The organism is Mucilaginibacter gossypiicola (assembly GCF_900110105.1).
In the GTDB taxonomy this organism is placed as follows: domain Bacteria; phylum Bacteroidota; class Bacteroidia; order Sphingobacteriales; family Sphingobacteriaceae; genus Mucilaginibacter; species Mucilaginibacter gossypiicola.
In genome coordinates, this window is sequence record NZ_FOCL01000005.1 from 364525 (window position 1) to 390712 (window position 26188).

Annotated in this window: 35 protein-coding genes; 32 read left to right on the forward strand and 3 right to left on the reverse strand. The window is 47.3% G+C overall.

Features of this window, described 5'->3' with window-relative positions; genetic code table 11:
- The first annotated feature begins 85 nt into the window (after nucleotides 1-85).
- The 31 genes from BMX50_RS19080 (at nucleotide 86) to BMX50_RS19235 (ending at nucleotide 23975) form a co-directional block, all read left to right on the forward strand.
- Nucleotides 86-496 carry a plasmid mobilization protein gene (locus tag BMX50_RS19080; RefSeq protein ID WP_091212141.1) on the forward strand — a complete coding sequence of 137 codons (411 nt, stop codon included), beginning with the start codon at nucleotides 86-88 and terminating at the stop codon, nucleotides 494-496.
- Nucleotides 497-839: 343 nt separating this feature from the next.
- Complete coding sequence (locus BMX50_RS19085) at nucleotides 840-1343, forward strand: hypothetical protein (protein ID WP_091212142.1); 504 nt, start codon at nucleotides 840-842, stop codon at nucleotides 1341-1343.
- Nucleotides 1344-1380: 37 nt separating this feature from the next.
- Complete coding sequence (locus BMX50_RS19090; protein ID WP_091212143.1) at nucleotides 1381-2334, forward strand: relaxase/mobilization nuclease domain-containing protein; 954 nt, start codon at nucleotides 1381-1383, stop codon at nucleotides 2332-2334.
- A gap of 15 nt (nucleotides 2335-2349) precedes the next feature.
- The gene (locus tag BMX50_RS19095; protein ID WP_091212144.1) at nucleotides 2350-2991 is read left to right on the forward strand and encodes a ParA family protein; all 642 of its coding nucleotides are present in this window, start codon (nucleotides 2350-2352) and stop codon (nucleotides 2989-2991) included.
- Nucleotides 2966-3292 (forward strand): hypothetical protein, encoded by a 327-nt coding sequence (locus BMX50_RS19100; RefSeq protein ID WP_091212145.1) that lies wholly within the window; start codon nucleotides 2966-2968, stop codon nucleotides 3290-3292. Before BMX50_RS19095 ends, BMX50_RS19100 begins: the two co-directional genes overlap by 26 nt.
- Nucleotides 3289-3582, forward strand: coding sequence for a hypothetical protein (locus tag BMX50_RS19105; protein ID WP_091212146.1), 294 nt, complete (start codon nucleotides 3289-3291; stop codon nucleotides 3580-3582). The genes BMX50_RS19100 and BMX50_RS19105 overlap by 4 nt, the downstream gene beginning before the upstream one ends.
- Nucleotides 3582-3872: a DUF4134 family protein gene (locus BMX50_RS19110; RefSeq protein WP_091212147.1), complete on the forward strand. Its 291-nt coding sequence runs from the start codon at nucleotides 3582-3584 to the stop codon at nucleotides 3870-3872. The genes BMX50_RS19105 and BMX50_RS19110 overlap by 1 nt, the downstream gene beginning before the upstream one ends.
- Nucleotides 3873-4100: 228 nt before the next feature.
- Nucleotides 4101-4406 carry a DUF4134 domain-containing protein gene (locus BMX50_RS19115; RefSeq protein ID WP_091212148.1) on the forward strand — a complete coding sequence of 102 codons (306 nt, stop codon included), beginning with the start codon at nucleotides 4101-4103 and terminating at the stop codon, nucleotides 4404-4406.
- Nucleotides 4407-4694 (forward strand): plasmid transfer protein, encoded by a 288-nt coding sequence (locus BMX50_RS19120; RefSeq protein ID WP_091212149.1) that lies wholly within the window; start codon nucleotides 4407-4409, stop codon nucleotides 4692-4694. It abuts the gene before it with no gap.
- On the forward strand, nucleotides 4672-7095 hold the full coding sequence (locus BMX50_RS19125; RefSeq protein WP_091212150.1) for a TraG family conjugative transposon ATPase: 2424 nt from the start codon (nucleotides 4672-4674) through the stop codon (nucleotides 7093-7095). The genes BMX50_RS19120 and BMX50_RS19125 overlap by 23 nt, the downstream gene beginning before the upstream one ends.
- 75 nt (nucleotides 7096-7170) lie before the next feature.
- On the forward strand, nucleotides 7171-7839 hold the full coding sequence (locus tag BMX50_RS19130) for a hypothetical protein (protein WP_091212595.1): 669 nt from the start codon (nucleotides 7171-7173) through the stop codon (nucleotides 7837-7839).
- Nucleotides 7836-8516, forward strand: a complete 681-nt coding sequence (locus tag BMX50_RS19135; RefSeq protein WP_091212151.1) for a hypothetical protein — start codon at nucleotides 7836-7838, stop codon at nucleotides 8514-8516. Before BMX50_RS19130 ends, BMX50_RS19135 begins: the two co-directional genes overlap by 4 nt.
- Nucleotides 8513-9178, forward strand: a complete 666-nt coding sequence (locus BMX50_RS19140) for a hypothetical protein (protein WP_091212152.1) — start codon at nucleotides 8513-8515, stop codon at nucleotides 9176-9178. Before BMX50_RS19135 ends, BMX50_RS19140 begins: the two co-directional genes overlap by 4 nt.
- A complete protein-coding gene (locus BMX50_RS19145) occupies nucleotides 9175-9954 on the forward strand; it encodes a hypothetical protein (protein ID WP_091212153.1) in 780 nt (259 codons plus the stop codon). Before BMX50_RS19140 ends, BMX50_RS19145 begins: the two co-directional genes overlap by 4 nt.
- Nucleotides 9951-11108: a TraJ family protein gene (locus tag BMX50_RS19150; protein ID WP_091212154.1), complete on the forward strand. Its 1158-nt coding sequence runs from the start codon at nucleotides 9951-9953 to the stop codon at nucleotides 11106-11108. The genes BMX50_RS19145 and BMX50_RS19150 overlap by 4 nt, the downstream gene beginning before the upstream one ends.
- A gap of 37 nt (nucleotides 11109-11145) precedes the next feature.
- Nucleotides 11146-11784: a conjugative transposon protein TraK gene (gene traK, locus BMX50_RS19155; RefSeq protein ID WP_449406560.1), complete on the forward strand. Its 639-nt coding sequence runs from the start codon at nucleotides 11146-11148 to the stop codon at nucleotides 11782-11784.
- On the forward strand, nucleotides 11762-12175 hold the full coding sequence (locus BMX50_RS19160) for a hypothetical protein (protein ID WP_091212156.1): 414 nt from the start codon (nucleotides 11762-11764) through the stop codon (nucleotides 12173-12175). Before traK ends, BMX50_RS19160 begins: the two co-directional genes overlap by 23 nt.
- Before the next feature lie 11 nt (nucleotides 12176-12186).
- Nucleotides 12187-13326: a conjugative transposon protein TraM gene (gene traM / locus BMX50_RS19165; RefSeq protein WP_091212157.1), complete on the forward strand. Its 1140-nt coding sequence runs from the start codon at nucleotides 12187-12189 to the stop codon at nucleotides 13324-13326.
- A 3-nt stretch (nucleotides 13327-13329) separates the two neighbouring features.
- Nucleotides 13330-14124 (forward strand): DUF4138 domain-containing protein, encoded by a 795-nt coding sequence (locus BMX50_RS19170; protein WP_091212158.1) that lies wholly within the window; start codon nucleotides 13330-13332, stop codon nucleotides 14122-14124.
- 4 nt (nucleotides 14125-14128) lie between these two features.
- Entirely contained in the window at nucleotides 14129-14344 is a 216-nt protein-coding gene (locus tag BMX50_RS19175; protein ID WP_091212159.1) for a hypothetical protein, read from the forward strand.
- 162 nt (nucleotides 14345-14506) lie between these two features.
- Nucleotides 14507-16525 carry a type IV secretory system conjugative DNA transfer family protein gene (locus BMX50_RS19180; protein WP_091212160.1) on the forward strand — a complete coding sequence of 673 codons (2019 nt, stop codon included), beginning with the start codon at nucleotides 14507-14509 and terminating at the stop codon, nucleotides 16523-16525.
- Nucleotides 16525-16935, forward strand: coding sequence for a hypothetical protein (locus BMX50_RS19185; RefSeq protein WP_091212161.1), 411 nt, complete (start codon nucleotides 16525-16527; stop codon nucleotides 16933-16935). The genes BMX50_RS19180 and BMX50_RS19185 overlap by 1 nt, the downstream gene beginning before the upstream one ends.
- Before the next feature lie 51 nt (nucleotides 16936-16986).
- Nucleotides 16987-17391 (forward strand): hypothetical protein, encoded by a 405-nt coding sequence (locus BMX50_RS34325; protein ID WP_143065219.1) that lies wholly within the window; start codon nucleotides 16987-16989, stop codon nucleotides 17389-17391.
- Nucleotides 17388-18986, forward strand: a complete 1599-nt coding sequence (locus tag BMX50_RS19195) for a zincin-like metallopeptidase domain-containing protein (RefSeq protein ID WP_167668015.1) — start codon at nucleotides 17388-17390, stop codon at nucleotides 18984-18986. Before BMX50_RS34325 ends, BMX50_RS19195 begins: the two co-directional genes overlap by 4 nt.
- Nucleotides 18987-18988: 2 nt before the next feature.
- The gene (locus tag BMX50_RS19200; protein WP_091212164.1) at nucleotides 18989-19765 is read left to right on the forward strand and encodes a DUF4099 domain-containing protein; all 777 of its coding nucleotides are present in this window, start codon (nucleotides 18989-18991) and stop codon (nucleotides 19763-19765) included.
- Nucleotides 19765-20355: a hypothetical protein gene (locus tag BMX50_RS19205; protein ID WP_091212165.1), complete on the forward strand. Its 591-nt coding sequence runs from the start codon at nucleotides 19765-19767 to the stop codon at nucleotides 20353-20355. The genes BMX50_RS19200 and BMX50_RS19205 overlap by 1 nt, the downstream gene beginning before the upstream one ends.
- Before the next feature lie 22 nt (nucleotides 20356-20377).
- Nucleotides 20378-20860 carry a DUF1281 family ferredoxin-like fold protein gene (locus BMX50_RS19210; RefSeq protein ID WP_091212166.1) on the forward strand — a complete coding sequence of 161 codons (483 nt, stop codon included), beginning with the start codon at nucleotides 20378-20380 and terminating at the stop codon, nucleotides 20858-20860.
- Between the two features lie 485 nt (nucleotides 20861-21345).
- Nucleotides 21346-22119, forward strand: coding sequence for a hypothetical protein (locus BMX50_RS19220; protein ID WP_091212168.1), 774 nt, complete (start codon nucleotides 21346-21348; stop codon nucleotides 22117-22119).
- A 53-nt stretch (nucleotides 22120-22172) separates the two neighbouring features.
- Entirely contained in the window at nucleotides 22173-22952 is a 780-nt protein-coding gene (locus BMX50_RS19225; protein ID WP_091212169.1) for a hypothetical protein, read from the forward strand.
- A gap of 53 nt (nucleotides 22953-23005) precedes the next feature.
- Complete coding sequence (locus tag BMX50_RS19230; RefSeq protein ID WP_091212170.1) at nucleotides 23006-23362, forward strand: alpha/beta fold hydrolase; 357 nt, start codon at nucleotides 23006-23008, stop codon at nucleotides 23360-23362.
- Complete coding sequence (locus tag BMX50_RS19235) at nucleotides 23343-23975, forward strand: alpha/beta fold hydrolase (RefSeq protein WP_091212171.1); 633 nt, start codon at nucleotides 23343-23345, stop codon at nucleotides 23973-23975. Before BMX50_RS19230 ends, BMX50_RS19235 begins: the two co-directional genes overlap by 20 nt.
- A 25-nt stretch (nucleotides 23976-24000) precedes the next feature.
- Here BMX50_RS19235 and BMX50_RS19240 read toward each other — a convergent pair whose 3' ends face one another.
- From BMX50_RS19240 to BMX50_RS19250, 3 genes are read right to left on the reverse strand one after another with little or no spacing between them, the layout of a single operon-like run.
- On the reverse strand, nucleotides 24001-24228 hold the full coding sequence (locus BMX50_RS19240; protein WP_091212172.1) for a hypothetical protein: 228 nt from the start codon (nucleotides 24226-24228) through the stop codon (nucleotides 24001-24003).
- An 11-nt stretch (nucleotides 24229-24239) separates the two neighbouring features.
- Nucleotides 24240-25022, reverse strand: a complete 783-nt coding sequence (locus BMX50_RS19245; protein ID WP_091212173.1) for a hypothetical protein — start codon at nucleotides 25020-25022, stop codon at nucleotides 24240-24242.
- A 9-nt stretch (nucleotides 25023-25031) separates the two neighbouring features.
- Nucleotides 25032-25415, reverse strand: coding sequence for a hypothetical protein (locus tag BMX50_RS19250; protein ID WP_091212174.1), 384 nt, complete (start codon nucleotides 25413-25415; stop codon nucleotides 25032-25034).
- A 213-nt stretch (nucleotides 25416-25628) separates the two neighbouring features.
- Here BMX50_RS19250 and BMX50_RS19255 point away from each other — a divergent pair, with 213 nt between their 5' ends.
- A complete protein-coding gene (locus tag BMX50_RS19255; RefSeq protein ID WP_091212175.1) occupies nucleotides 25629-26174 on the forward strand; it encodes a GNAT family N-acetyltransferase in 546 nt (181 codons plus the stop codon).
- The last annotated feature ends 14 nt before the right edge of the window (nucleotides 26175-26188 follow it).

Consider the following 26188-nt stretch of genomic DNA (forward strand, 5'->3'; position numbering starts at 1 on the left):
AATCCCGTTCCGGGCGATTTTTCATCCATCCAAAAACATCTTGCCCTCCGGGGGACTTGCTAAAACTTCGCAACTCGTTTTTCTTATGGGCGAACAGAAAAAGTTGGCAGGGCGGCCAGCGCTTAAGGAAGGCAAACGGTCGAAAAAAATTGATGTCCGTTTTACGGAGGACGAATATAAACTGGTGCTGGAACTTGAAAAACAACTTGGTATCGGCAAGGCTGAACTGGTAAGGCTCAGGGTATTACAGGATGGAAATAAAACCGTCGTCAATGCCCGGGAATTGGTAGCGAAGCTTGATCTAATAGGAGCTGAGCTGGCAAGGGCCGGAAACAATATCAATCAACTGGCCCGTTACGGCAATGTTATGCAGTTGAAGGAAGTTCTCGAACCGCAGGTTATTATACGCTTCAATGAGCTCCTTGATCAATACATCGGTACACAACAAGCTCTCGAAATTGCTATCCGAAAGATTATCCGGATGATGGGCCGTTAATATTATTTGAAGGTCTGATTGGTCGGGGTATCCCGGTACTATGATATACAGATGTGTGGATATCCCTGATCTATGTAACATTGTAAAAAGTTATCCTGATATCAGGATAGATTGATATCAATGTATTTAGATTGATGGTTGCATCGGTATACTGATCGCCTGTTCCAGGGATATTGAATTAGGCAGGTACAATGCTGTGCAGTTACTAAATTATAAAGAAACAGCGTTGGTATATTATCGGGTTATGTAGTTTAAGCGATACCCAGGCACCTTGAAACTTAGGTGTTCAGAGATGCGGATAGGTTATCATATTGTTCTATTGATCTTTTGTTATAAATACCCTATGATTTTATTCGAACATATCCGGTGCCCGCTGCACCGCTACACCTTTAGTGTAAGGCCGATCAGGGAATGGGTGGAGGCAAATGCAGAGGGTTATGTGTTAAACCTTTTTGCCGGGAGAACAATATTGGCGTTGAACGAAGTGCGAAATGATATTGACCCTGAAATGGTGGCAGAGTTCCATCTGGATGCCCTCGAGTTTTTGCGGACGTGGAATGGAAGAAAATTCAATACGGTTATTCTTGATCCGCCTTATGCGTACCGCAAAAGTATGGAGTTATATAACGGCCATATCTGCAGTCCTTTCCGACAGTTGAAAGATGCGCTCATACCGGTTATCCAGCCATACGGTATTGTGATGACTTTTGGATATCACTCTATCGTGATGGGAAGGAACCGGGAATTCGAACTTCAGAAACTGGCACTTTTTAGCCATGGCGGCGCGATACATGATACCATCGCCTGCATAGAAAGATTTAACCCGGTAGCGTCAGGCCCAGCTTAAATGCGGAAACTCGTTTTATAAATGAACCAATATTGCTTTGATCGTCAAATTTTTGAAGCCTGCTGTGACATTTGCGGCTGTATTTTACAATCTGAATAAGGTTGACGGCGCCAGGGCGGAACTGATGAAGGCGGCGAATTTTGGGATCGCAGGGGCGCTGACAACGATGAAAATGCAGGACTATTTCAATTACCTTGATATGGTTACCAGCCTGAACAAGAGGATCGAGTTTCCGCAACTCCATGTTGCCATTTCCGGGAAGGGGAGGCTATACGATAAAAATAGTCTGTCATTGATCGCGGAAGGCTGGTTAAAAGAAATGGGCTACGGCAATCAGCCCTACCTCCTCGTATTTCATAAGGATACGGATAACAATCATCTGCATATTGTCAGCACGAGGATTGACCGGGATGGTAAAAAGATCTCAAGCGGTTACGAACGTAAGCGAAGCCGGATCGCCATTGAGAATGTCCTTGGATATAACATGGCTATTAAATATAAATTCAGCACAAAAGCCCAATTTTTAATGGTGCTTGAAACCCTTGGATATTTAGGAAAAGATCCGGATGAAGTCAAAGTGCTCGAACGTGCCGCCCGGTACAAACCGGATAAAAAGAGGGCTGCGGAGATCCGGCTTTTGTTCGAACAAAATAAGACATCTCCTGCTATCGGGTCCCTGCTGAAAGAAAAATACAATATCGATCTGCTTTTTCACGGAGCGGATGGTCAGAAGCCCTATGGCTATTCTATTGTGGACCATGAAAGAAGGATCGTGTTTAAAGGCAGTGAAGTGATGGAGTTGAAAGAATTACTTTCTGTAACTGAATTTAATTGGGCTCCCGCAAGTGATAAAAATGAGCGCAGCGAAAATTTGGCAAACTTTTCCAATACCTATATACCTCCAGTGATGATCGCCGATGATGTCGATGACCAGCAGATCCATGGGATGCGAAGAAGAAGGCAGAAAAAGGCAAGGACGAATACCCGCTAATTATATCTTAAAATTATGACAATACTTATTGCAAACCAGAAAGGAGGGGCGGGAAAGAGCACCCTCACACTGGTCATGGCCAATTACCTGACGACTGCGAAAAATTGCCCCGTTACCGTGGTCGATATGGACTACCAGCAGTCAATATCCCAGAAATTTGATAAGGCCAAGATCCTTGAGAACGCCGAACCGTACCAGGTGGTTGCGACGAGCCTTGAAGCATACCCGGTATTGCGCAATATCGTAGGCAAAAAGAAGGAAGATTGTGTACTTATCGATCTACCCGGTAAACTGGACGACGATGGCCTGATACCGGTTTTTCAATCTGCAGACCTGGTGATATGCCCATTTTCATACGACGAATTCAGCTTTACTTCTACCATACTTTTTACCGTCGTATTGCGCAAGATCAATCCCAAACTACCGATCGTATTTGTCCCCAACAGGGTAAAAGCAAATGCCAGGTTTGAGATCATGGACGAAGTAAACGAGCAGCTTGCCAAATTTGGCAGGATCAGCAGCATGCTTCCTGACCGCATCGATTTCCAACGTGTTAACACCATTCAAACGCCCTTGTCCCTGCTTTCACTTATCGTTCCCGTCTTTGGACCTATTTATAATCATTACATACATGGAAAACATGAAATCACTGGCTGATCAGCTTCGCGAGGAACTGGGTAAGCCTGGCACTAAAAAAACAAAAAAAGTTGAGAGGAATAAACATGGCCCTGAAATGCCTCAGATACTCCAGGCCATTATCAACTATGATAACAGTAATAATAAAAGCATGGTGCATGTACGGTTCGACGCAGATTATGCACTATTGCTGAGCCAGTTTAAGATCGCCACCAACATAGATACCACAAAGGTTGTCGCTTTTGCTGTCAGATACCTGTTTGAGCAGCATCCTGAACTGAAAAAGGTAATCAAACAATTTATGCTAAATACAGAATTATGAACTGGATAAAATTTACGATTTGGCTTTCGGCCATTTATGGGTCCTATTACGGACTATTGATCTCATGGGACTTCCTTGGCTCAGCTAAATCCAAAAATATTGAAGAAAGAAACGAATTGACTTTCGTGGAGACCGAAACGCCGGTAAGACTTCAATCGGGAACAGATGATGCCGGCCCCGCCAGGTTGGAATCACCCATCGTATCTTCCGGTGGGGTGCGCATCAAACAAATGTTCAGCCTTGCCCAGCAGGAAGCCATTGAGTTCACGCGGGCCGTGAGTTTTTCCTGATGAAAAAGCTCTTACCATTCTGTTGCTGCCTGCTTGCGTTGGGCGCACAAGCGCAACCTGGCATTACCGAAATGCAGCAGGCGCGACAGGACCTTGCATCAGATTTTTTTTCAACCGTCGACTTCTCATTTGTTACGGCGGGTATTTTAGGTATCATCGGTGCCCTCAAGATCCATAAACGGATGCAGGATGGGAACCGGGATATTACGCCAGACATATCAGGCTGGTTTTATGCAGCAATCTTCATATTGCTCGCCGGTGTTTTTTTGAAAGCGTTGTTCGGGATCTGAACGCTTTTTTATTGAACAGCTGCCACCCGGTAGTTTATAAAAGTTCCCCGTCTTAAAACCTCTAACGATCTTATTCAGATCAGCAGCTGCAATCAATTGCGGCTTTTTTTATGCCCTTCGGCTGTATTCCTGACGGTGTTGTTCGAGATCTGAACGCCTGATATGCATACACGGCTGTCTCCCAGGCAGCTTTAAAAGATCTCCGCCTTCATTCTCATACCGCTTTCAATGTTTACCAGAACAAAAAAGTTATGGGCCATGGCGTTCCTGCTTGCCCTTTCAGTCCCCGCATTTGCCCAAAACGGTGTCAATGGCCTTAACACCGCGACCACAACCCTGAAAACTTATATCGCCCCGGTGACCAATATCACGTTGGTCATTGGCGGTATCGTCGGCATCGTTGGTGCCATCCGCGTCTACTCCAAGTGGAATAGTGGGGACCAGGATATTAACAAAGAGCTTATGGGCTGGGGAGGAAGCTGCGTCTTCCTCGTTGTTTCAGCGCTGGTCATCAAAGCTTTCTTCGGCCTGTAAATGCCGCCAAAGTACGCTGTTTATAAGGGGCTTCAGAAGCCCCTTATTTTCAAAGGCTTTAAAGGGAAATTCATTTATTGGGGAATCGGCTTTCTGCTCGCAGGCCTGGTGCTCGGCGCACTGACCATGTCGCTGATCAATATGTGGCTCGGTGCGATCGTACTCGTCGGCTGTATAGTCGGCGGCTTGCTCTTCACAGCCTCGAAACAGAAAAGCGGCCTGCATGTGAAAACAAGGTCAAAACACATTCTTATCCTGAATCATTATGGCCGCAAAAACTTTATTTAATATCCCTTACGCCGGGATTGACAAAAGTAATGGTTACCACTTGCTGATCGGAATGAATGGTGAGACATCGGTCGTGATCCGAATGACAAACCCCGTTACGCGCTATGCTGCTGATGCGGCCGGGTACGAAGAGTTTCACCGGCAGTTGATCAATATCATTTCCATTCTTGGCGACGGTTACATCATTCAAAAACAGGATATCGTCTGCCGGGCCGGCTATCGGGGGAAGGACCAGGCTGAATACCTGCAACAGAAATACAATGATCATTTTGAGGGAAGGCAAGCCCTCAGGATCGAAACTTACCTGACCATTACCCGGCAGGTTAAGAAGGGGAGGTTTTATGTTTACGATTCAAAACTGCTTCAGGAATTCTTGCGGGCAGTCGGGAAAATAATAGAACTGCTGCCCGGGGCCAAAGTTTTACAGGAAGGTGCCATTAACCACCTCGTTTTACGCTTGCTCGGGATGAATTTCAGCGAAAGCCATCTTAGACTGGATAACATCGCACCGGAGGATGACAGGATAAAGATTGGCAAACGGCACGTTCGGAGCATCAGCCTCGTCAATATTGATACCATTGACCTCCCGCCCGAAGTAAGTCCGTTCATTGAACTCAACGAAAGTGAAAGCCTCCGCGGTTTTCCGGTAGATTTCCTTTCATTTCTTTTCAGGATACCTCATATGGACGTCGTGGTTTTTAACCAATTGATCGAGATCCCAAACCAGGTCATGACGCTCCGCGCACTGGAGGCGAAGAAAAAAAAGCATTCCGGGATCCCGGACCCGGTAAATAACCTTTGCGTGGAAGACATCGACCGCCTTCTGGCTGACGTAGCCCGGGAAAACCTGTTATTGGTCAATGCCCACTTTAACGTGATCGTCGCGGCCGTGGAAAATGAATTGCAAAAAGCAACCAATTTTGTTGAAAATGCATTATTCCAGTACGGAATTATACCCAGCGAGAATGCTTATAACCAGCTCGAGTTATTTCGCACCGCGCTTCCCGGCAATGGCGTGGAACTTAAAAACTATGATTGGTTTCTGACAACGGCTGAAGCCGCGGCCTGTTTCTTTTTTAAAGAATCGCTTCAACAGGATGAACTATCCAATTTCCTGATCCGGTTTACAGACCGTCAGGGTATTCCCGTTGGTATAGACCCCGCTGACCTGCCAATGCAAACGGGCAGGATCAATAACCGCAACAAGTTCGTGATGGGGCCGAGCGGGTCGGGCAAAAGCTTTTTCATGAACGCACTGATCGAACAATACATGTTGTATAACATGGACGTCGTGATTGTTGATACCGGACATTCTTATTCAGGCCTCTGCAAATACTATAACGGAAAATACATTACTTATACGGACCAGCGGCCGATCACCATGAACCCTTTCCTGATCAGTAAAGCTGAATATAATATCGAAAAAAAGGATTTCCTGATCACGCTGGTCGGCGTAGTATGGAAAGGATCGGAGGGAAGCCTGAGCCAGGTAGAACGGGACGTGATTTCCAATGTCATCAGTGCTTATTATCTGCGTTGTTTCGCGGGGGAAGGAACAATGAGCTTCGATACCTTTTATGAGTTCGCGCTGGAAAAAATCCCCCTGATCCAGTCCGAGGAAAAGATCGCTTTCGACTTCGACGAGTTCAGGTTCGTGCTTAAGAAGTTTTATCGCGGCGGCGAATTTTCGTTGATCCTGAACCAGGATACGGATAGTTCATTGTCCACCGAGCGCTTCGTCGTATTCGAGATCGACCAGCTGAAGGAAAACAAAGTATTGTTCCCTATAACTACGCTCATCATCATGGACGTTTTTATCCAGAAAATGCGATACCGCAATCACATGCGTAAGGCATTAATCGTAGAGGAAGCCTGGAAGGCTATCGCCAGTCCGCTCATGGCAGGTTACCTGCTCTATCTGTATAAAACCGTGCGGAAATTCTGGGGCGAAGCCATTGTGGTTACACAAGAATTGGGCGATATTATTGGCAACGCGGTTGTAAAAGACAGCATCATCAATAACTCGGATACCGTTTGCCTGCTTGACCAATCTAATTTTCGAGATAAATATGCGGAGATCGCGACGCTGCTGTCCATCAGTAAAACGGAGCAGAAAAAGATATTTACGATCAATCAGCTGGAGAAGGATCCCGCCCGGGGGCGTTTCAAGGAAGTATATATTCGCCGGGGAACGGTCGGGGAGGTCTATGGCGTAGAGGTTTCTATTGAACAATACCTTACTTATACAACAGAGAAACCGGAAAAGACTGCCGTTGAAACTTATACAAATGCCTTCGGCTCTTATGAAGATGGGCTTGACGCTTTCGTTGCCGACTTCAGGGAAAGCGGGCTTTCTTTGGCTGCCTTTGTAAATACAGTAAACCTCAAACATCAATCCTGACCTGGTTCCCGGAACAATCATTTCGCTTTGCCAACCGGAAAATCCGGCTGGCTTTTTCATTTCAAATCTGATCATATGAAAATACATATTGCACTGCTCCTTGCAGTCCTGCTGTATTCCGCGGGTACACATGCGCAGGAACTGGTAGTTGATCCGGCGACATCGGCGGCCATCGCGGTGAATGCCGGGGTAATTAATGGCCAGCTAAACACAACTAATGATAAGCTTAACCTGATCGGTCAGGGGCAGCTGGCCGTGAGCAGCCAGCTCGTGCTGGTCAATAATCTTCAGAATAAGATTTACCAGGGACTGAGCCAGGTCGCCGCAGTCATCAATAACTTATATACGGTTAAGGACATCGCACAATGTGGAACAGATATAGTCAACGATGTAACCTCGGCTGTTAGCATGGCCCGTTCCAACCCGGTACTGCTGTTGTTCGCTGAACAAGGTGCCCGCGATTTTGAAACAAGGGCCACAATGCTCGCAGCCGACGTCAGCGCATTTGTCTTAAAGCCGGGTGCCGGTAACCTGATGGATTCAGGCGAACGCGGCAGGTTGTTGAACCGGGTCGCGGACGATATGCGGATCCTGCGGGGTATCGCTTTTGGCATGAACCGCGCGATTTACTGGGCAAAAATGAACGGCATATTTCGGTCCCTTAATCCCTGGGCGGAATGGCAGAACCAGGATACGCGCATCGCTAATGAAGTGCTGAACAACGCCAAATACCTGAAGAAATGAGAAGATTAACGTTAATTTTAGTTTGTTGGATATTCTTGTTGCTTTCATCGGGAAACGCTGTTTTTGCCCAGCACAAGGTTTTGAATATTCCCGCGATCCATCAGCTTGTTGAAGAATCCAAATCTGAAAACAAACGGCAGACCGAAGCCAGGAACAGGCAGGCGGCCGCGCTGGCAAATGAGCAGGCAAACCTGACGCTCCTTGCGAAACTGAAAGTCACCTATCGGAACCTGCAGGACCGGTATAATGCACTCGGTACCGCGATCAATGCAGCCCAGATCGGTTTATACGCGACACCGATGGTACAGCGGATCATCAGCAACCAAGCACAAATTGTCAGTTACGTCGAGAAGAACCCTGCATTGATCGCGATCGGATATGGTGCGGCTTTGAATTTTTCAGAAAAGGCCAAAGACCTGCTCGGTTATGTATCTGGATTGACATTATCTATTGGGGATGTTAACCAGATGAAAGCATCGGACCGTAAACTGCTCTTCGACTACGCCCTCTCGGAACTCAGCGCTATCCAGGACCAGTCGGGGAATATGCTGGCCATGATGCAGTATTCACGTCTGTCGGACCTCCTGAAAGCCACTAATCCCTTCCAAAGTTTTATTGATGCCGATCAGGACCTGGCTAAAGACATCCTGCGAAATGCTAAATACCTCAAACCATGAAAATGATTTTTATCGTTCTTTGGGCCTTTATACTGACTGAAGGCGCAAATGCTCAAAAAGCTGTCTTCGATTCGAAGCATTACCAGTCAGTAGTTGCTAACGCTGCTGTACGCAGCTCAGCCGAAACAACGCATCAGCAATACCTGGCGAAGATCAATACCGATATTGACAACCTGAATACCAATGCCGGATCGGTCGTCCTTGCACAGGATATGATCTACCGTTCACTCTCCAATGTGAACGCTGTGCTTAAGGATGGCCTCGAAGTCAAATACATGTTGTTTATCGTGAGCGATATCGGCTCCTATATCAGCCAGTCCCTGGTGTTGGTGAAGGCCGATCCTTTCCTGCTTGTGTTTGCGAATGGTATGACAGATGAAATGCGAAAGCGGGCAGCGGCACTGGTTTCTGATGTCTCCGGCTTTGTTCTGAAGGAGGGAGGAAATATGCTCGCGGATTATAACGCGAGGGATGAGCTGTTACATAAGGTCATTACGCAATTGCAGATCATCGACGGGCTTGCCTTTGGCTGCTGGAAAGCCATGTTCTGGGCCAGGCAAAACGGTTTCCTTAAAAGTATTAACCCTTTCCGCGATTTTATCAATCATGACCGTGATTATGTCACGCAAATCATCAGAAACGCTAAATATTTAAAAGAATGAAAAGGTATACATTTTTATTATCCTTCCTTATTTTGTGTCTTACGACTGTTCGTGCACAGCAGAAAATTAATGATGAGGCACTGCGTTACCAGGAACAACGGATGGTCTTTCAGCAATGGGACCAGAATAAGTTCAAACCTTCTTCCGGATTTTTAGGCCTCAACCCGTTTTATTGGCTGGTCTGGGGATTTCCTTATCCTAATTACCATAAGACAGACTTGCGCCCCTTGCGGGCGAACGGCCCCCAAACAGTGCGGCTTGCAGCGGTCGCTGCCATGCAGACGGCCGATAGCAAGTATAAGATGGAATCCGATACTGTCCGGAATACCGCCATTTCCCAGATAGCATCTCAATCCGGCCTGTTAAGCGATGCCGATCCCCTGTGGCTGCTTTATTATAAAAAACAATTTGACCCCGTTTTGAACTATTCGATGGCCTCTGTTCTGGCTGGGTTGACGGTTCCGGTACAGCAGAAGCTCATTTCCGAAGGCCTCTGCGATTGGTACATCAACGAACTGGACCGCTTGAAAGAAAGGGTAAAGGGGGCTCACGATACTGATATGGACCGAGGGGCGAGGATCATGGCCTGGTATCGTTTACTGCTGGAATATCGAAATGTGTCCGGTGTATGGGCGATCCGTACTGCCTCCGCTAAAGTGACCATGGATATGACGGCGCAGCAGCAGCAATTAAACAATGGAAATGTCAGGGTTAGCAACTGGACACCGCAATCCGACATTGCAATAGCTCAAAAAGTATTACAACACATCCGATGAAAATGAAAATTCCTATTATTTTATTACCCCTATTGTTTTGCGCAATAGCGGCATCCGCACAGTCCGCAGATGATGACCATACCAAAACGCTGGAGTTCCTTCAGGGTGACGGCGTATATGAATCCGGTGTCATGGTTTTTTTGAAAGGCCTTAAAGAATCCATATGGACACATTTCGATCTTTTCATTACAGACGCCAAGGCCCTGGCGGCCATTTTTATGATCATTTTTTTTGCCATCAAATCCTATGAAATGATGGTAGGGGACAAGCAGCTGGAGATCATGCCGCTCATGCGTCCCTTTGGGTTGGCCATGATCATCCTGTGGTGGGGCGTTTTCGTTAAGATGGTAGCCTTTCCGACCGATCTTGTCGCTAACCAAACGGAGGAAATGTTTAATAGCGAACAGCATATCGTTAACCAGCTTCGGGTCAAGCGTTCCACACTTATCCTGGCAGTCGCTAATTCGCTCTACACCTACCAGGCCCAGACCGAAGTGGCTGAGAAAGAAAGCGACACCTGGTACGGGCAAGCCTGGGATTCCGTGACGAGCACGGTCAAACAGGGGATCAGCACTGTTGTAGCCCCTATACTGGAACTCAAGAACCGCCTTACCGTCGGCATGCAATTGCTTTTCACGGAGCTTTTTGAACTGCTGGGGATCTGGATCCTGCGCATCGCAGTTTATGTTATTTTTATGCTTCAGATCATTTATTCCACCATCCTCATTATTCTTGGGCCTTTTGCCGTAGCGGCAAGTATCCTGCCGGCTTTCCGTGACAGTTTCAGTACCTGGGTGGCACGCTTTGTGTCCGTTAATTTATATTCCGGGATCGCCTATCTCATCATGTACCTGACCGGTCTGATGCAGGAATATGCACTGAGCTCCGAGATCAGCAAATACCAGGAACTGGTGGGGCAGGATGGACTTGGACCGGATATGGCCAAAATTACGTTGTTTGCCGGGAACGGACTGATTTCCTTTGGTACCGTGATTATCGTTTTCCTGATCGGCGCGATCTGCATGTTTACCGTACCCAGCATTTCTACCTGGATCATTTCCACCTCAGGGATCAGCTCTGCGGCTTCAACTTTTGGCAGAAGTTCCGGAACGGTGACCGCAGCCGCAAAGAAAGCGGTCGTCGCGGTCCTATAATTTTTTTATTAATTCTTTAATTGATTCACGGCTCCTTTTGGGGCCTTTTTTATTTATAGTTATGATCATCAAGAATATTGAAGACAAGATCAGGCTGGCCGCCATTGTCGCCATAGGAAGTCTTTTGACAGCACTTATAATCGTCGCTGTCAATTGTTTCTATTCTTACCGGCTGATAGCGGCATCCCAGCGGAACATTTACATCCTCGACAACAATGTGCCGATCCTGGCCAAACAGACAGACATGCAGATGAACCGTCCTGCCGAATACCGGGCGGAAGTAGACGTGTTTCACTCGCTCTTCTTTTCATTGACGCCCGATGATAAATACATGGAGTACCAAATGAAAAAAGCCATGTACCTCATCGATGAATCCGGCATGCAGCAATATAACGACCTGAAGGAAAAAGGGTTTTTCAATTCCATCCTGAGTTCCAGTTCCGTGCTTACGCTGCAAACAGATTCCATAGTGCTGGACATGCAGAAGCGTTACTTTCGCTACTTTGGAAAACTGAAGATCGACCGCAGGAGTTCGACGGTCATCCGCTCGCTCATAACAGAGGGCTACCTGAAAGACATACCCCGCAGCGACAATAATCCCCACGGGGTTATTATTACCAACTGGAAAACTTTAGAAAATAAAGACCTTGAAGATGTGGAAAAGAATACATTCTAACCGCGATCCGAGGGATACGCTGTTGAGTGAGATCAAAAAAGAATTCAGCCGTTACTTTAATTTTTTTGGTATGGCATTCCGGCAGGGGGCCGAAAAGCACCCAAAAGTTTCATTTGCTATCATGATTGCCGCGATGTTTTTGTCCATGATCCTGTCTTTTACCTTGTTCAGGCAGCGCGAAAAACCTGGGCTTCCGGCCATTTCAAAAGTATTTGCGCCAGCAGCGGACGGTTTTGACCGGATCATCGACGCTAGCTCCGGTATCCGGGAAACCCTTGCCCTGAAACACCTGGTAGACAGCCTGGCCAACAAGAAGGTGTTGTCCGCGAAGGATAGCCAGGAATTAGAGCGCTCGCTCGACAGGCTGCGGGCGATCAGTAATCACCATTAACAATACACATCATGAAAATAGATTTTAAACAGCCCAAATATGTGCTGCCGGCCATTGCCTTGCCTTTTTTGATCCTCTTTTACTACGCCTGGCAAAGCGGTTTTTCTAAAAAGGGACCCGAGCTGAAGCCCCAATCGGGATTAAACGCGACGGTGGCAAACGTATCGGCGGATGTGCGGAAAAAAAACCTGTCTGATAAACTCGATGCCTACAGGAATACCTACAAGGATGCGGACGGCCTGACCGCCGTTAATGTCATCCCAAAGGAAACATCGGCCAACCCGACTTTCCATGACCATTATTCCGGAAGCGAAAAGCGCACATTGGATTCCATTGAAAAAGCGATGAAAGCCAGATATGCGCCATTGCCTGTCGATAAGCAGGATATCGCTATAGCCCCGACTATTGAGGAAATCGAGCGCCATCGAAGACAGGTTCCCACGAAGCAGCCGGTGCCGGAACCTGGCCCCATGGATATTTTCAAACAGCAGATGGCTTATATCGACAGTGTGGGGAAAATGAATGACCCGGAATATAAGGCGCAGAAACTAAAACGGGATGCTGCAGAACAGCTGGCGAAGCAGAACGCTGCCATTCCGGCTCTGGTCGTCAGGAAGGATGAAAATGCCATTGGCAGTTTTAATACGGTCAGGCCCGGAGGGAACAACGGCTTCATCTCCGCGATAATCGATGAAAGCATAACAGGGTACGCTGGCTCGCGCCTTCGCCTGAGGTTGCTGGAGGATATCCGCGCTGGCGATAACCTGGTGCCAAAAGGAACTTTTCTTTATGCCCAGATCAGCGGGTTCAGTGAACAAAGGGTGGGCATGGTCATCAGTTCTGTAGTTGCCGGCGGCAGGATACTGCCGGTAAGGCTGCAGGTTTATGACCTTGATGGCTTACCTGGCCTGTACGTTCCTTCGTCTGCATTCCGCGATTTTACAAAAGATCTTGGCGGAAACTCTGTGCAGGGTGTTACCCTTGATGGTACCTCAGGGAGCCAGTTCATTATGAGTTCGGTCAGTAAAATGTTCCAGTCGACCTCATCAGCAATCGCCGAGCTGATCCGCAAAAACAAGGCGAAGCTCAAATACAATTCTTTTATCTATCTCATAGATAACGATTCCTTACAAACTGCCCAAAAGAATTAATATATGAAAACGATCTTTTTATGGCTTTCATTCCTGGCAGCACCGGCACTTTATGCCCAGGAAAAACTGCCCCTGGTTTACCTCCCTCTTAATTTAACGCTCCATTTCATCTCACCGGAGCCCATTCAATATGTGGATATCTCCAGTAAAGGAATGGTCGGTGACCTCCCGTTGAAAAACGTCTTCAGGTTGAAAATGCGCGATTCGACAGTGATTTTTTCTGATGCGGTCATAACCATTATCGGCGAAAAATTTATTGCGCAATATCACATAGTTCCCGGTGGGGCAGGTGTTCCCACTGAAATAGAAATTGTGCCGGGTGATACCCACCCGCTCGATGTCGGCGGCATTGGATTTTCGGAAAACCAGCTCAGGAAGCTGGCACTCGGAATCTATGCGTGCCGGGCGCGACACCCTGTGCAAAAGACCGCTGCTTTTGGGATCGAGGGCAAAGTAAATCAGGTTTTTACGGCAGGTGATTACCTGTTCCTCGATATTGGCTACCGGAACAATACCAATCTGAAATATGATCCCGAAGATTTTCAGTTCAAGGTCGAGGATAAAAAAGTGACCAAAGCCACCAACGTACAATCGGTGGAATTAGCACCTGTCTTCCGGTTGTTTGACATCGCCCCATTCTCGAAGAGCTACCGGAACATATTTGTGTTCAAAAAACTCACTTTTCCCGGAAATAAAGTGCTTTCCGTAGAATTAAATGAGAAACAGCTTTCCGGCCGGGTTATCAGGATCAACCTGTCCTATAAGGACATCCTCGCTGCTGATACCATTCCAAACTAAGCTTATGACCGATGTACTTGCCTATGCATATTTGAAGCTGGTACTGGAAGAGGAGTTTCCCGAAACCTACCTTCAGTTCAGGAACCATGGAACATTATATTATGAACTGACCAATGTCCTGGAACTGTGTGCCCCGCTGATGAAAGGGCTTGACGAAAGTGACCGCTTTTTGAAATATGAAGTCATCTGTACGATTACCGATTACTTGGAGGAAGAATAAGATGTTTCAATAATCCTCAAAGGAGCGCGCAAATACCGTGATCGTTAGCACGGCGAACTGTTCTGTCTTCCCCGGACAAAATACTATCCAACCGGTTTACAGCGGCCGCAAGCGCTGAAAAGGGAGCACGGCTTCCAAAGTCAATCCTCAATCAATCATAGTATGGAGGAAACCCACGATCAGCAGAAGCTGCACGGCTTCCTGCGATGCTGTATCTACCTTTCGGTTGCGCTGGATGCTGCCGTTTTTATCTATCCTGATGCCCCGTTCTGGGGCATTTTTATTTTACCCCTCCAAAGACTTGCAGGGATCATTGTTTACCACAAGCTCATCTACAGTAAGCTGGCCACGTTTACCCTCATCTGCCTCGTCAGTATCGGGACGCTGGCAAAAAAGGAAAGAGAGCTTGATCCCAAAAAACATATCGTCTACCCGCTGGCCCTCGGCCTGCTGCTATTCTTCGGCAGCATCGTTTATATGGGCCGCGCCTCGCCTTTCATCCTGCCTTATACTTCGGGCTTCAGTCTTCTCTACATCATATGCTCATTCGCCGGGGCGCTGATGATCAGCCTGTCCATGGACAACATATCCAAAATGATCAGGACCGGGCTGGGCAAGGATAAATGGAACGTGGAGGCCGAAAGTTTTATGCAGCCGGTAAAAATAGTCGAGACGCCGTCTTCTGTCAACATTCCGATGCTGTTCTACCATGACAAGAGAGTTTGGCACGGTTGGATAAACCTAACAAATATTTTTAGGGGTACCATACTTATAGGTACACCTGGCTCCGGAAAATCCTTTGGAGTGGTAAATCCTTTCCTGCGCCAGCTGATCGGCGATAAAAGCTTCGCCGTATGCCTGTATGATTTCAAGTTTCCCGACCTTGGCCAGATCGCCTACTACCATTACCTGCTGGCCAAACAGGCTGGGCGGATAAAGGGTTTTCGTTTTCACGTGATCAACCTGAACGATGTGGAAAAAAGCAGGCGCATCAACCCCTGGCGTGCAGATTATATCAGGTCGCTGGCGGATGCCGCCGAAACAGCGGAAGCTCTCGTCGAGGCCCTGAAAAAGGGGGACAGTTCAGGTGGGAGCGATCAGTTCTTCACGCAATCGGCCATCAATTTTCTTGCCTGCTGTATCTATTTCATGAGTAAACATGATCAGGGCAAGTTCTCGAGTGTGCCGCATGTGCTCGCACTGTTGAACCGCAGCTATGACGAAATATTTAACGCGCTGATCTCCGAGCCTGAACTTAAGTCAATGCTCTCACCATTCATGACGGCTTACAATGCGAAAGCATTCGACCAGCTGGAAGGACAGATCGGCACGCTGAAGATCTTTATCAGCCGCCTGGCAACAAAAGAAACATTTTGGGTTTTTTCAGGCGATGATTTTGACCTGAAGATCTCCTCGAAAGAAAACCCCGGCATACTGGTGCTGGCCAACGATCCTAATACCCAGAATATAAACTCCGCCTGTTATTCCATCGTGATCAACAGGCTGACGAAACTGATCAATACCAAAGGAAACCTGCCCTCCGCGCTCATTGTCGACGAAGTGCCTACCTTATTCGTACACAAGGTCGAAAATCTTATCGCGACAGCGAGGAGCAATAAGGTAGCCGTCCTTCTTGGCCTCCAGGAACTGCCGCAGTTCAGCCAGCAATACGGAAAGGACACAGCGGCGACCATAACGGCGGTCGTCGGCAATGTGCTTTCCGGTTCGGTACGCAATAAGGAAACAATGGAATGGCTGGAACGTCTTTTCGGCAAATCCAAACAGGTCGGCGAAGGCCTTTCCATCGACCGCAACAAAACCTCTACATCCCTGAACGAAAAACTCGAGGAACTGATCCCGGCAGGCAAGATCGCTTCCCTGAAAACAGGTGAAATGGTCGGCATTATCGCTGATGATGCGCAGGAGGAATTTACAGGCAAGTACAATACTTCCGCCGTTCACTGTCGTATCCACCTCGACATGAAAGCAATAGCGCGGGAGGAGAGCAATTATAAACCACTTCCATGTTACTACGATTTTGGGGAGCATAAACAGGCTACGCTGACGCAGAACTTCTTCCGGATCAATCAGGAAGTACAGGAAATCGTCCTGAAATTCAAAGCACCCCCGGTGTCGCCGGCAGCGGTAGTTAAAGGAACCATGAGACCCAATGCAAAATAATGAACAATGACGAGCTGAACGGGCGCTATGTGCTGGTACATCCTGCCCTATGGGACGATCCCGCGGAAAAAAATGGCGAGATCGGTATGATCACCGAAAATAACCTGGACGATGATATCATCAAACTGAGGTTTAACGACGAGAAACATGCCTTTTACGCTTCCAACGCGTTGCTGGTCTTCCAGCCGTCGGATAACCTTTACGAAACCCTCAAACAAAACGCCACGCTGCTGTCCGCGCAAAACTTCAAAGACTTAAAGAGCGTCGCCCTGCTCCTCGACTACGGCAGGCCGGAGCAGACAAAAGCCGCTATGGGGCTCGTTTTGCAAAATCCCGACCTGCTGGAAATGAGCATGGTGTCGCTCGAAGACAGCTTCGTATTGACCAACCGGAGGCAGATAGGCCGGTAACTGCTTTTTACTATCCGTAATTCTCATATCGCTAACCTTTAAAAAAATGCCATGACGAACAATGAACTATTGGGCACACTTGCCCTCGTCCGGCCGGATATGGAAAATGATCCGGCAAAAAAACAAGGTAGCATCGGGGTCATCACTTATGTTGACCATCCGGAAGAATTGGTTTATATCAGTTTTAAGGGTGGCGAGGAAGGGCGATACCCGGCGGCTGATTTGTTCCGCCTCAAAGACCGGGACAAACTTTTCCCCAACCTGATGAAAAATGCACTGCAACTGGATGTCAAAGATTTTAAAGACCTGTACAAAATAAGTAATCTCCAGGATTTGGGAAGGGGAGAAGACTTATGGCAGGCCCTCGAAATCGCCAGGGACAACCCGAATATCTGGGAGGGGGGACTGGAAACACTGGATGCCGGTATTTCCAAAAGGCAGGCAGTCAGTCGGTGAAAGTCCTGCTTATTTGTTCTCTTATTAGCCTTCCCTTAAAAAGCCTGCATCTGACCTCACCATTCGGTTATCGCATTCACCCGCTTAACGGGAGGTATGCGTTGCATGCGGGCATTGACCTGCGCGCGCGCTCAGACACTGTTTATGCGGTCCTCGACGGTCGTGTTGCCTCTACCGGCTACAATACCTACCTCGGCCGGTTTATCGATATTGACCACCGGGGATTTAATTCCGGGTACGGCCATCTCAGCCAGATTTTCGTCGTCCGGGACGAGGTTGTGAAAGCCGGCGAGCCCATAGGCATCACAGGTGCGACAGGCCGGACAACCGGCGAACACCTCCACTTTTTTATCCGCTGCGGACACCGCAGCGTCGATCCGCTAAAATTTCTTTATCAAATCTTAATTCAACATACCATGAGTAAAAATTTCAGACAACTACCCGAGATCGTAGCGGGCAAACTTTCATCCGAATTAAAAAACGGCACATCATTCTTTCAAAAACCTGTTAAGGAAAATGGGCTGCCAGCTTATGTTACGCCTGTTAACCCCAATTCCGGGAAAGGCTACAGCGCACTGAACGCCATGAACCTCGCGATGCGCGGCTATGACGATCCCAGGTGGATGTCCGCGAAAGATGCCGGCTTTACCGGTTGCGTAGTAAAAGAAGGGGCTAAAGGCACCATGATCTCTTTCCCGAAAACGACTGACATACAGGCCATGCGCGATTTCGAAGGCAATAAGTTTACCGACGAGGAAGGCAGGACACAGGTTAAGGTGGTGGAATTTGAGCGGCCGCAGACGGCCAACTACTTCCTTTTCAACGCTTCGCAGATCAACCGCATACCGCCGTTGGAGGATTACCTGAAGGCCAGTGACCCTGAACAATTGACACCGGTTGAGAAGGCAGGGAAACTGATAGCTGACAGCAACGCGGTGATCGAACACGGCGGCCAGGAGGCTTATTACGACAAGGTGAGAGACGTGATCCATCTGCCGGAAAAAGAACAGTTCGAAAACGAAACCGCGTACATGCAGGCTGCTGTACTCCAGTTGGCACACTGGAGCGGGCACGAAAGCCGCCTGAACCGCCCATTGGAAGGAAAGCTGGGTTCAATGGACGCCGCCAGGGAAGAATTCCGTGCGGCCACAGCAGCTGTCCAGATCGGGGCGGAGATCAAGCTGGGCCATAACATACCGCTGCACGCAACCTATGCGGGAACATGGGCCAAAATGTTAAAGGACGATCCATTTGAAATCTCCAGGGTTGCCACAGACGCGCAGAAGATCAGCAACCTGCTGTTAGGCGTGAACCAGAAACGCGAACAGGAACAGGAACAAGGCCCGGAAAAAAAAACTGAAGAAAAAAAGGCTTTTGCCATTGATGACGAGATCCCATACAAGGATACGGTTTATAAGGTACTGGAGCTTTACAAAAACAAAAGCGTCAAAGTCGAAGATGCAAATGGTGCCCGCAATGTGTTCAAAAAGGATGATGCGGTTTATTCCGCCCTCCTCGATGCGAAATACGCGGAAAAGCAGCCTGAGATCGAATTGGGCGAAGAGCAATCACAGCAAGCAAAAATAGGGAGGTAACTATGGATTTGATCCGCTTTAAGCAATCGGACCTACCGATGAAAGACCTCGAAATACTTGGGCTGGCCGCAGAGGGCCAGCTTAAGCTCAAACACAATGACCTTCAGGCATTATTGTCAGGCAGGCGCACCTCATTGCTCCAATTGCAGAACCTCCGGGCTGAAAATATCAAGATAAAAGCGATGGATGCCAAGATCTCGCTGACAACCGGTGAAAACGGTGTCACAGACCTGCTGATCCATCCGGTCTACCGGAAGCCGGCCACACCCGATTTCCTCGATGATCATGAAGCAGCGCTTTTGGAAAAAGGCGAAGTCGCGAATCTCCAGAAATTAGTTAAAGACGGTAAAGGCAATAAGCAGGAGCTCCTGGTAGAATACGATCCGGAAACGCACGAGTTTGTTGTCTCGGACTCGGAGAAAATACTGGCACCTGATATGGTCAACGGCGAATTCCTCACGCCGGCGCAAAAGGAAAAGTACCGGAAAGGCAAAGAAGTGGAGGTCGCAGATCACACGAAATTCAGCTATTCTGCTGTCGACGGAAAGGGCATCCGTTCGGACAAGGTCGCGCTGATAGCCTCAGTCCTTATAGATGGCGGTCTTTCCTATGTTGCTTATAAGGGCCTGAACGCGCTTTTTAATAAGAAACGTGACCCCGCCGAAGCTGAAAAACTCAGCCCTGGTTATCATCAGGTCGTGGCTGATATGGAAGCGGAGAACCCTGTACCGGATAACAGCCACATCCGGTTCGACGCCAGGCGCAGGGTATTCCGGTAATGAGGCAAATCCTTTCGAAGCTCGGCTTTGCAGATGAAATTCTTGATTTTTTCGGTATCGATGAACCTTCGTTCACTTATGGGCCTGCCGGTCCGACAGAAATCTTTGCCGATGGTTTTCACTATGTACCCGCGGCAGATCGGGCCTGGATATGGAACGAGGCCGCAGGAAGGCATGTAGTGATTACACATTCCATCATGGAAGCCATTGCTTTTTTGTCCTGTAACCGGCATCGTTATCCTGATCCCTACGATGTCTCATTCGTTGCATTGGGACGGTATATCCACATAAAGCCGCTCAGGGAAATCGAAGGACGCTTTCCCAATCGCAAGGTCATACTCGCCTTTACCAATGATCTTCCTGGCCATTTGACGGATATCTACGTTGCGGCGGGATTGAGAAACCACAATCTTCGCTTGATGTTGCGCGGTGAGCAGGTTGAGATCGTCTGCAACGGCCGGTCAGCGGTATTTGAAGCAGAACGTCTGACATTGAATGTTTTTCAGAAATCATTTGGCATCAGGACATTCTGCCGTACAGTAAAGCCTAAAACCTATGAGAGCTTTTTAACGCAGCTGCTTCATTGTTAAACCGGATCTTAACAAAAATAATATGTTTAACAGGTACAATAATGCCGTGGAATTTAATGGCAAGGCAGAGGACGTCCTCGAGGTGCTGGCCTGGTTCAAAGAACTGATCTATGATAAGGGCGCAGGTTGGCAAATGGGCGGGGAAAAGTTCAGCAACATCTCCTTTCTTGGCGACGGCAGGATTTGGTTTGAAAGCAATGGCGATTCCGGCCCGGAAATCCTCCGGGAAATCGCCGAAGAGTTCAGGGTAGGTTTCGTTCATTATTTCGGGAAAAACAGTTACTATGGTGAAGCTGTATTTAGCCAGGGCAATCTCCATATCACAGTCCTGGATGAGGACGACCTTGGCTCCATCGGATACGATGAAACAATTATGAGCTATACCGTTGGGCAGCGGCCTTTTGCAAACCACCGCGACGCAATCGACCATCTTTTGGCGCAAAAGAAGCTGGAAAACCAGCCCGGACAGAACGAGGCTGATAACTATCGTGGTCAAAAGCGATAGTTATCCACAAAATTTGTTCCTGATTGTTAGGAGTTTTGAGTGTGCGTCAAGCCTTGATCACTTGCATCTTACTAATGAAATTAGTACTTTTAACTATTGAATATGATGAAGAATATCTTTTATTTTATCGTCACCTCATGCATTTCCACATTCGCATTCTGGGGTTCGCTGGGCGCAAAAAATCCGTTCCCATTGTACGCCGTTATGTTCGGCATTTGGGCACTTTTTCTCTGGGGTTACAATAACCGCCTGAAAAAGGAGGCCGCAAGACGTTTTCACGAACGTATGTTCGAAGACTACATGAGATCAAGGCACCGGGCAAACAACCGGAGGTAGCACCGTAATCACACTGTTTTTTTATATTACATTTGTCCATTCGTGCGGGAAACCTCCCGCACTTGTGATAAGGTTTAGGTTAAAATCCCCAGACGGCGAGCGTTCTGGGGATTTTTATTTTAAGCCTGTTGCATCTTATCCCCAATCATATGAAAAATCCTGAAGACGTTTTCTTTAAATCAGAAAGCCAGATATCTCCTCTCGAGATCGTCCTGAAATACGGCAAAATCAATCCCTGGGAGTTTTATTTCAGGCTTGCGGAACACAAGAACTTCGAAGCAGCAAAAGCCGTGTTTGAACGCTGGGATGACGATCTGGTAAGAAGATCAGATGCCTTCCTGGTCACCCGGTTCGTTCATTCCGAGTGGGCGAAGGAAGAGCGAAAAGTTTACCTGGCCCATTGCTACCTGATGAGACTGATCCGGGAACGGAATGTCCGGGACCCTTTTGCTTTGGAAAATGACGACCAGGAAGATATTGCTACGTTGCGGCGGCTTGCCGGAATTCTTCCTCAGATCGACATAGGCGGTACAGCTTATCATGTCGACTGGGAGGCCCGCGAACTGCGGGAAATAGCCAACCCTGCCGGAAAAATTGATATCAATGCCATGGAACTGAATTATTTTAAAGATGGGTACGAAGCTTTATACAATTCGGCCGACCGGCAGCTTTACGCAGTTCAGGCCGGCAGTACTGAACTGCCGCCTGATGTTTTTTTATTACATATTCCCTACGAAATGGAGCTTGATCCTGTTGCTGTGGCACGCGAAAGAGGACTCGATGACCTCGCTTTCACAAACGGGCACCCGGTTCGCTCCAATCTGAAAGGATATTTATGGTTTGTCGACCAAGCCACTTTGTCCCAGATGTCCAGCCAACCCCAGGACGAGGCACAGGCACAGGGACGCCGAACCGGGAGGTAGGATCAGCCCAATCCGTTCTGGGATTATTATTCATTCTATCAACAGAAAACTTTATGGAAACACCTGAAGAAATCCTCTTTAGATCAACTGGTCATATCACCATCAGTGAATTGACTGAAAAGTACGGGGAATTAGGTCCCGGAGATATTGTTTTTAAAATGGCCGAACATAAAAACTTCGACGCGGCAAAAGCTGAGTTTGATACCTGGGAGGAAATGGAAGTTTTCGATATGCAGTATTACCTCACAGAGGCTTTCCCGCATAAGGAATGGGTAGAAGAATCACTTGATAGCTATATCGCCCATTGTTTCGCCATGAAACTTGTCGAAGAAAGAAACAACTGGCCCCGGACGGCCCCGGGACAGCCTGCGTCCCAGAACGTCCTTACCCTAAAGAGGCTGGCAGGCATCCTGCCTCATATCGATATCGGTGGTACCGACTTTACCATTGACTGGCGGCTCCGGGAACTTCGTGAAACCGATAAGCCCTGGAATAAATTAAATATCAATTATATGGAACTATCGCCAAAGGATGATGGTTACCTATCATTCTACCATGTTTTTAATCATGAGCTTTATCAACTCGAAAGTGATCTGGTTGAGTTACCGGCACATGTGATGTTGCTTGAAATTCCGAATGAGATGATGTTAGACCCGGTAGCTGTGTCGAGAGAAAATGGCCTCGGCGAACTCGCGTTACTACGGGAATTCCCGATCCGCGAAGTGATCAGGGGCAAACTTATTTCACTGAGGCAAACAGCGCTGCCGCAGATCGTCGCGCAAAATGCCGCTAAATTACAACACGACGGGGGCTCCCGAAGGATTGGCCGCTGAATGCCTGTGTTATTTTAACTATATTGCGGGATACCCCTGATCCCCTTACAACAATGAAAATCCTGCGTGGCATTTTTATCGCAATTTTATCACTTCTTGCGGTTTCCATGATAGCCGGTTTAAGCTACGAGTTTTTTTCGCGACAAAGCGTTCACAGAAAATATGATTCCGGGCAGGCATTTGTGAATCTCGGAAACTACAAACTGCATTATAACGTTTCCGGCAACAGTGGCCCAACCGTTGTTTTTGAGTCGGGGCTGGATTTTGGCGGGAGCCTTTGCTGGTATAAGGTACAACCGGAGGTAGCCAGGTTCGCCAATACCTTTACCTATGACCGTGCCGGGATCTTCCTGAGCGAAAGGGGGGGGGCAACCGAAAACGGGCTACCAGATGGCTGTCGATCTGAATAACCTCTTGATCAGGTCAGGGCAAAAAGGGCCGTTTATTCTGGTCGGACATTCGATGGCGGGTATTATCCTGCCGAGTTTTATCCGGCTTTATCCGCAGGAAGTAAAAGGAATTGTATTTGTGGATTGTTCACATCCCCTGCAGGTCAAACGTTTCGCGGGATATCCGGAGCTTACTATCAAGGCACCGGCGCAGTGGCAGGCGAAGCTAATGGGAGATTTCGGATTATTGCGGCTTTTTTACCATGACCGTTACCCTTCAATAGCCATAAACGACAGCATAAATATTGCAGCGCAGGATTTTATTCCTGAAGCGGCCGCTGGCGTGATTGATGAAGCCAATGCCTTCAATTCCATGGCGGACAGCGCAGCGCTCATCCGAAATTTTGGAGATATCCCGTTGGTGGTACTAACAGGAACCGCTGCTAAAAGGATCAGTGATCTCCAAAATCCTGAAACGGGCAAAGCTTTTATGCGGATCTGGCTTGAACTGCAAAATGATCACTTGCACCGGTCAACGAATAGTAAACAGATCATGGCCACCAGAAGCGGTCACTATATCCAGCTTGATCAACCAGAACTGGTCGTCGATGCGATCCGGGGACTAGTTAACTAATGTGCCTGGATTTTTAAAACGGCGGTTATTCCGTATAGCCGATCCGTGCCCAAAGTTCCGGTGTACAGTCACCCACCGTTAATTCGGGACCCAAAGCCCGTTCGAGCGTAAAGTGTCCGTCTGCATCTTTTGGTTTTGCCGGGCTGCTCCTGAAATAATCATATAAGGCCCTGTCCCGTAAAGAAAGGCTGTCCCTATATTCCCGGTCTTTTTCAGACAGGGAATCTAAATATACTTTATGTTTGATATTCATGTTTTCTTAAACTAATCCCTGAACATGTACGAATGATAAGGCAAACCTGCCTGGTAATTCGATGTTCCCAATACTCCCTTGAAATAAAAATCTATCGCGTCAAAATACATTTGTTTCGGGCGCATAAACCCATCCATCACCTGGTCGCAATTCAATATCCTGAATACAAAATTTGCGCGTATTTCCCATTCTTCAAAATCGAACCGGATTGCTTCTCCATCAACAAAGGGTTCGTATAAAGTGGCCGATAATACCGGGCCGCTTTCAACCTCATCAGGCTGACGTTGTTCGACACTCATACTGAAAGTGCCGTCAGTCAGGTAGATAATCTCTTTTCCGTCCCCGTCTATAAACTGAAAATCGTAATCGATGTTTTCGGATTCCTGCAATTCCAACGCAGGGTAACTTCTGAGACCGTTCTTGTCTACGCAAATCTCCCCATGAAATTCCAGTCCGCTGATGTTGTCCCGGCTTACATTTAGCCTGGCCATACCATAATATTCTATAGCCTCAAACCAAAGCAGGAAATTTGGTTCTACCCAATCCCCATCCTGAAATTTAATATCTATTCCCTTAAAATCGTAAATTAGGTCAACAGGAAATAGCTTTTCCGGCAGTTCCACCCCCCTGAACACAACTCCGATAGTATTGTCGACACAGGAGTAAATGCTGTAATTTGTAAGATCCCGGTCCGCTCTTTTATTTGGGGGAATTACTTTCAGCATAAAACTGTTTTCCAGCGAAACCACGTGTTCCGCGCCATCAATTTCTATGATCTCAAATGGCTTTTCCATATTCTTAAATTAAAATGGTTCCGGCAGACCGGAATAATCCTGTTCACTGTCTTCGGTATCCCAATGTTCGTCACCCGGATAAAAATCAGAAAATTCAGGGATGCTCATCAGGTAATTCCGTGAGTTGGGGAAAGCGTACATATAAAAAACAATCGCCTCGCGGAAAAGCGGGATCTCCGTTTTTTCAGGCGCATTACTGCTGAGTACTTCGAAAACGTAACTGCATTCTATATGGTTGAATTTATCAGCTTCCCGGTAAAGGGAAACCCAATACAAGGGCCCGGACGCTTCGGGTTTAAGAATACGGTTCTTATCAACCTGCATCCTGAAATTCTGTCCTCTTAAAACCACGAGATCGTGGCCGTTTCCCCATTGTACGCTGAAATTATCCATAGCATCAACTTGTTATACAAATTTATGCTAAAAAAATTAGTAAATACAAATACTTTTTGATTATTGACAAGTTTGGCCAAATAACAACATAGCGTTATGGAGTATTGTAAACAGATAAGGGCTAAAAGCAGTTGATATTTAAAATAAAATTAAGATCGCCACGCGGATTTTTTTGTTCATTTATCGGATCAATTATTATTTTGCGCGGCAGATATGCTAGACCCTTTTTACCTGGAATGTGGTGACCTGCTTGTACATCCTTTCCGCCCGGAAGATTTCGAAGTTTATGATGAATGGGTTTCGGCTGTATTTGACCTTTTTTCTGACAATGAAATGTTGCTTTTTATACCTGAAAAAAGAATTGCCAATAAAGCTGAAGCTGAAACATGGCTGAAGCTTACGCTGCTTAATTTTCATTCCGGCCAGAACTATGTTTATTTTATTACTGACAGGGAAAATTCTAAGCTTTTGGGTGTCATCGATATTTTAACACCTGCGAAGGTCAGGCAATTTTATCAACTGCAACAATATCCGCACTTTGTCGAATTTTACCTGCGGAAACAATCAACCGGGCAGTCGATCATGACGACCTTATTGCCGATGCTGATCGGACAACTCAGAAAGCAAGGCATCAATACCCTGGCGGCCGTCGCAAACCGGAATAATATAGCTGCAAAAAAAGTCTTGAGAAAATCAGGGTTTAAAATTCGTGAGGCTTTTGATCATAACCAGGATTTGTATGAGATAAATGCTGCATAATCAGCCACCATTAA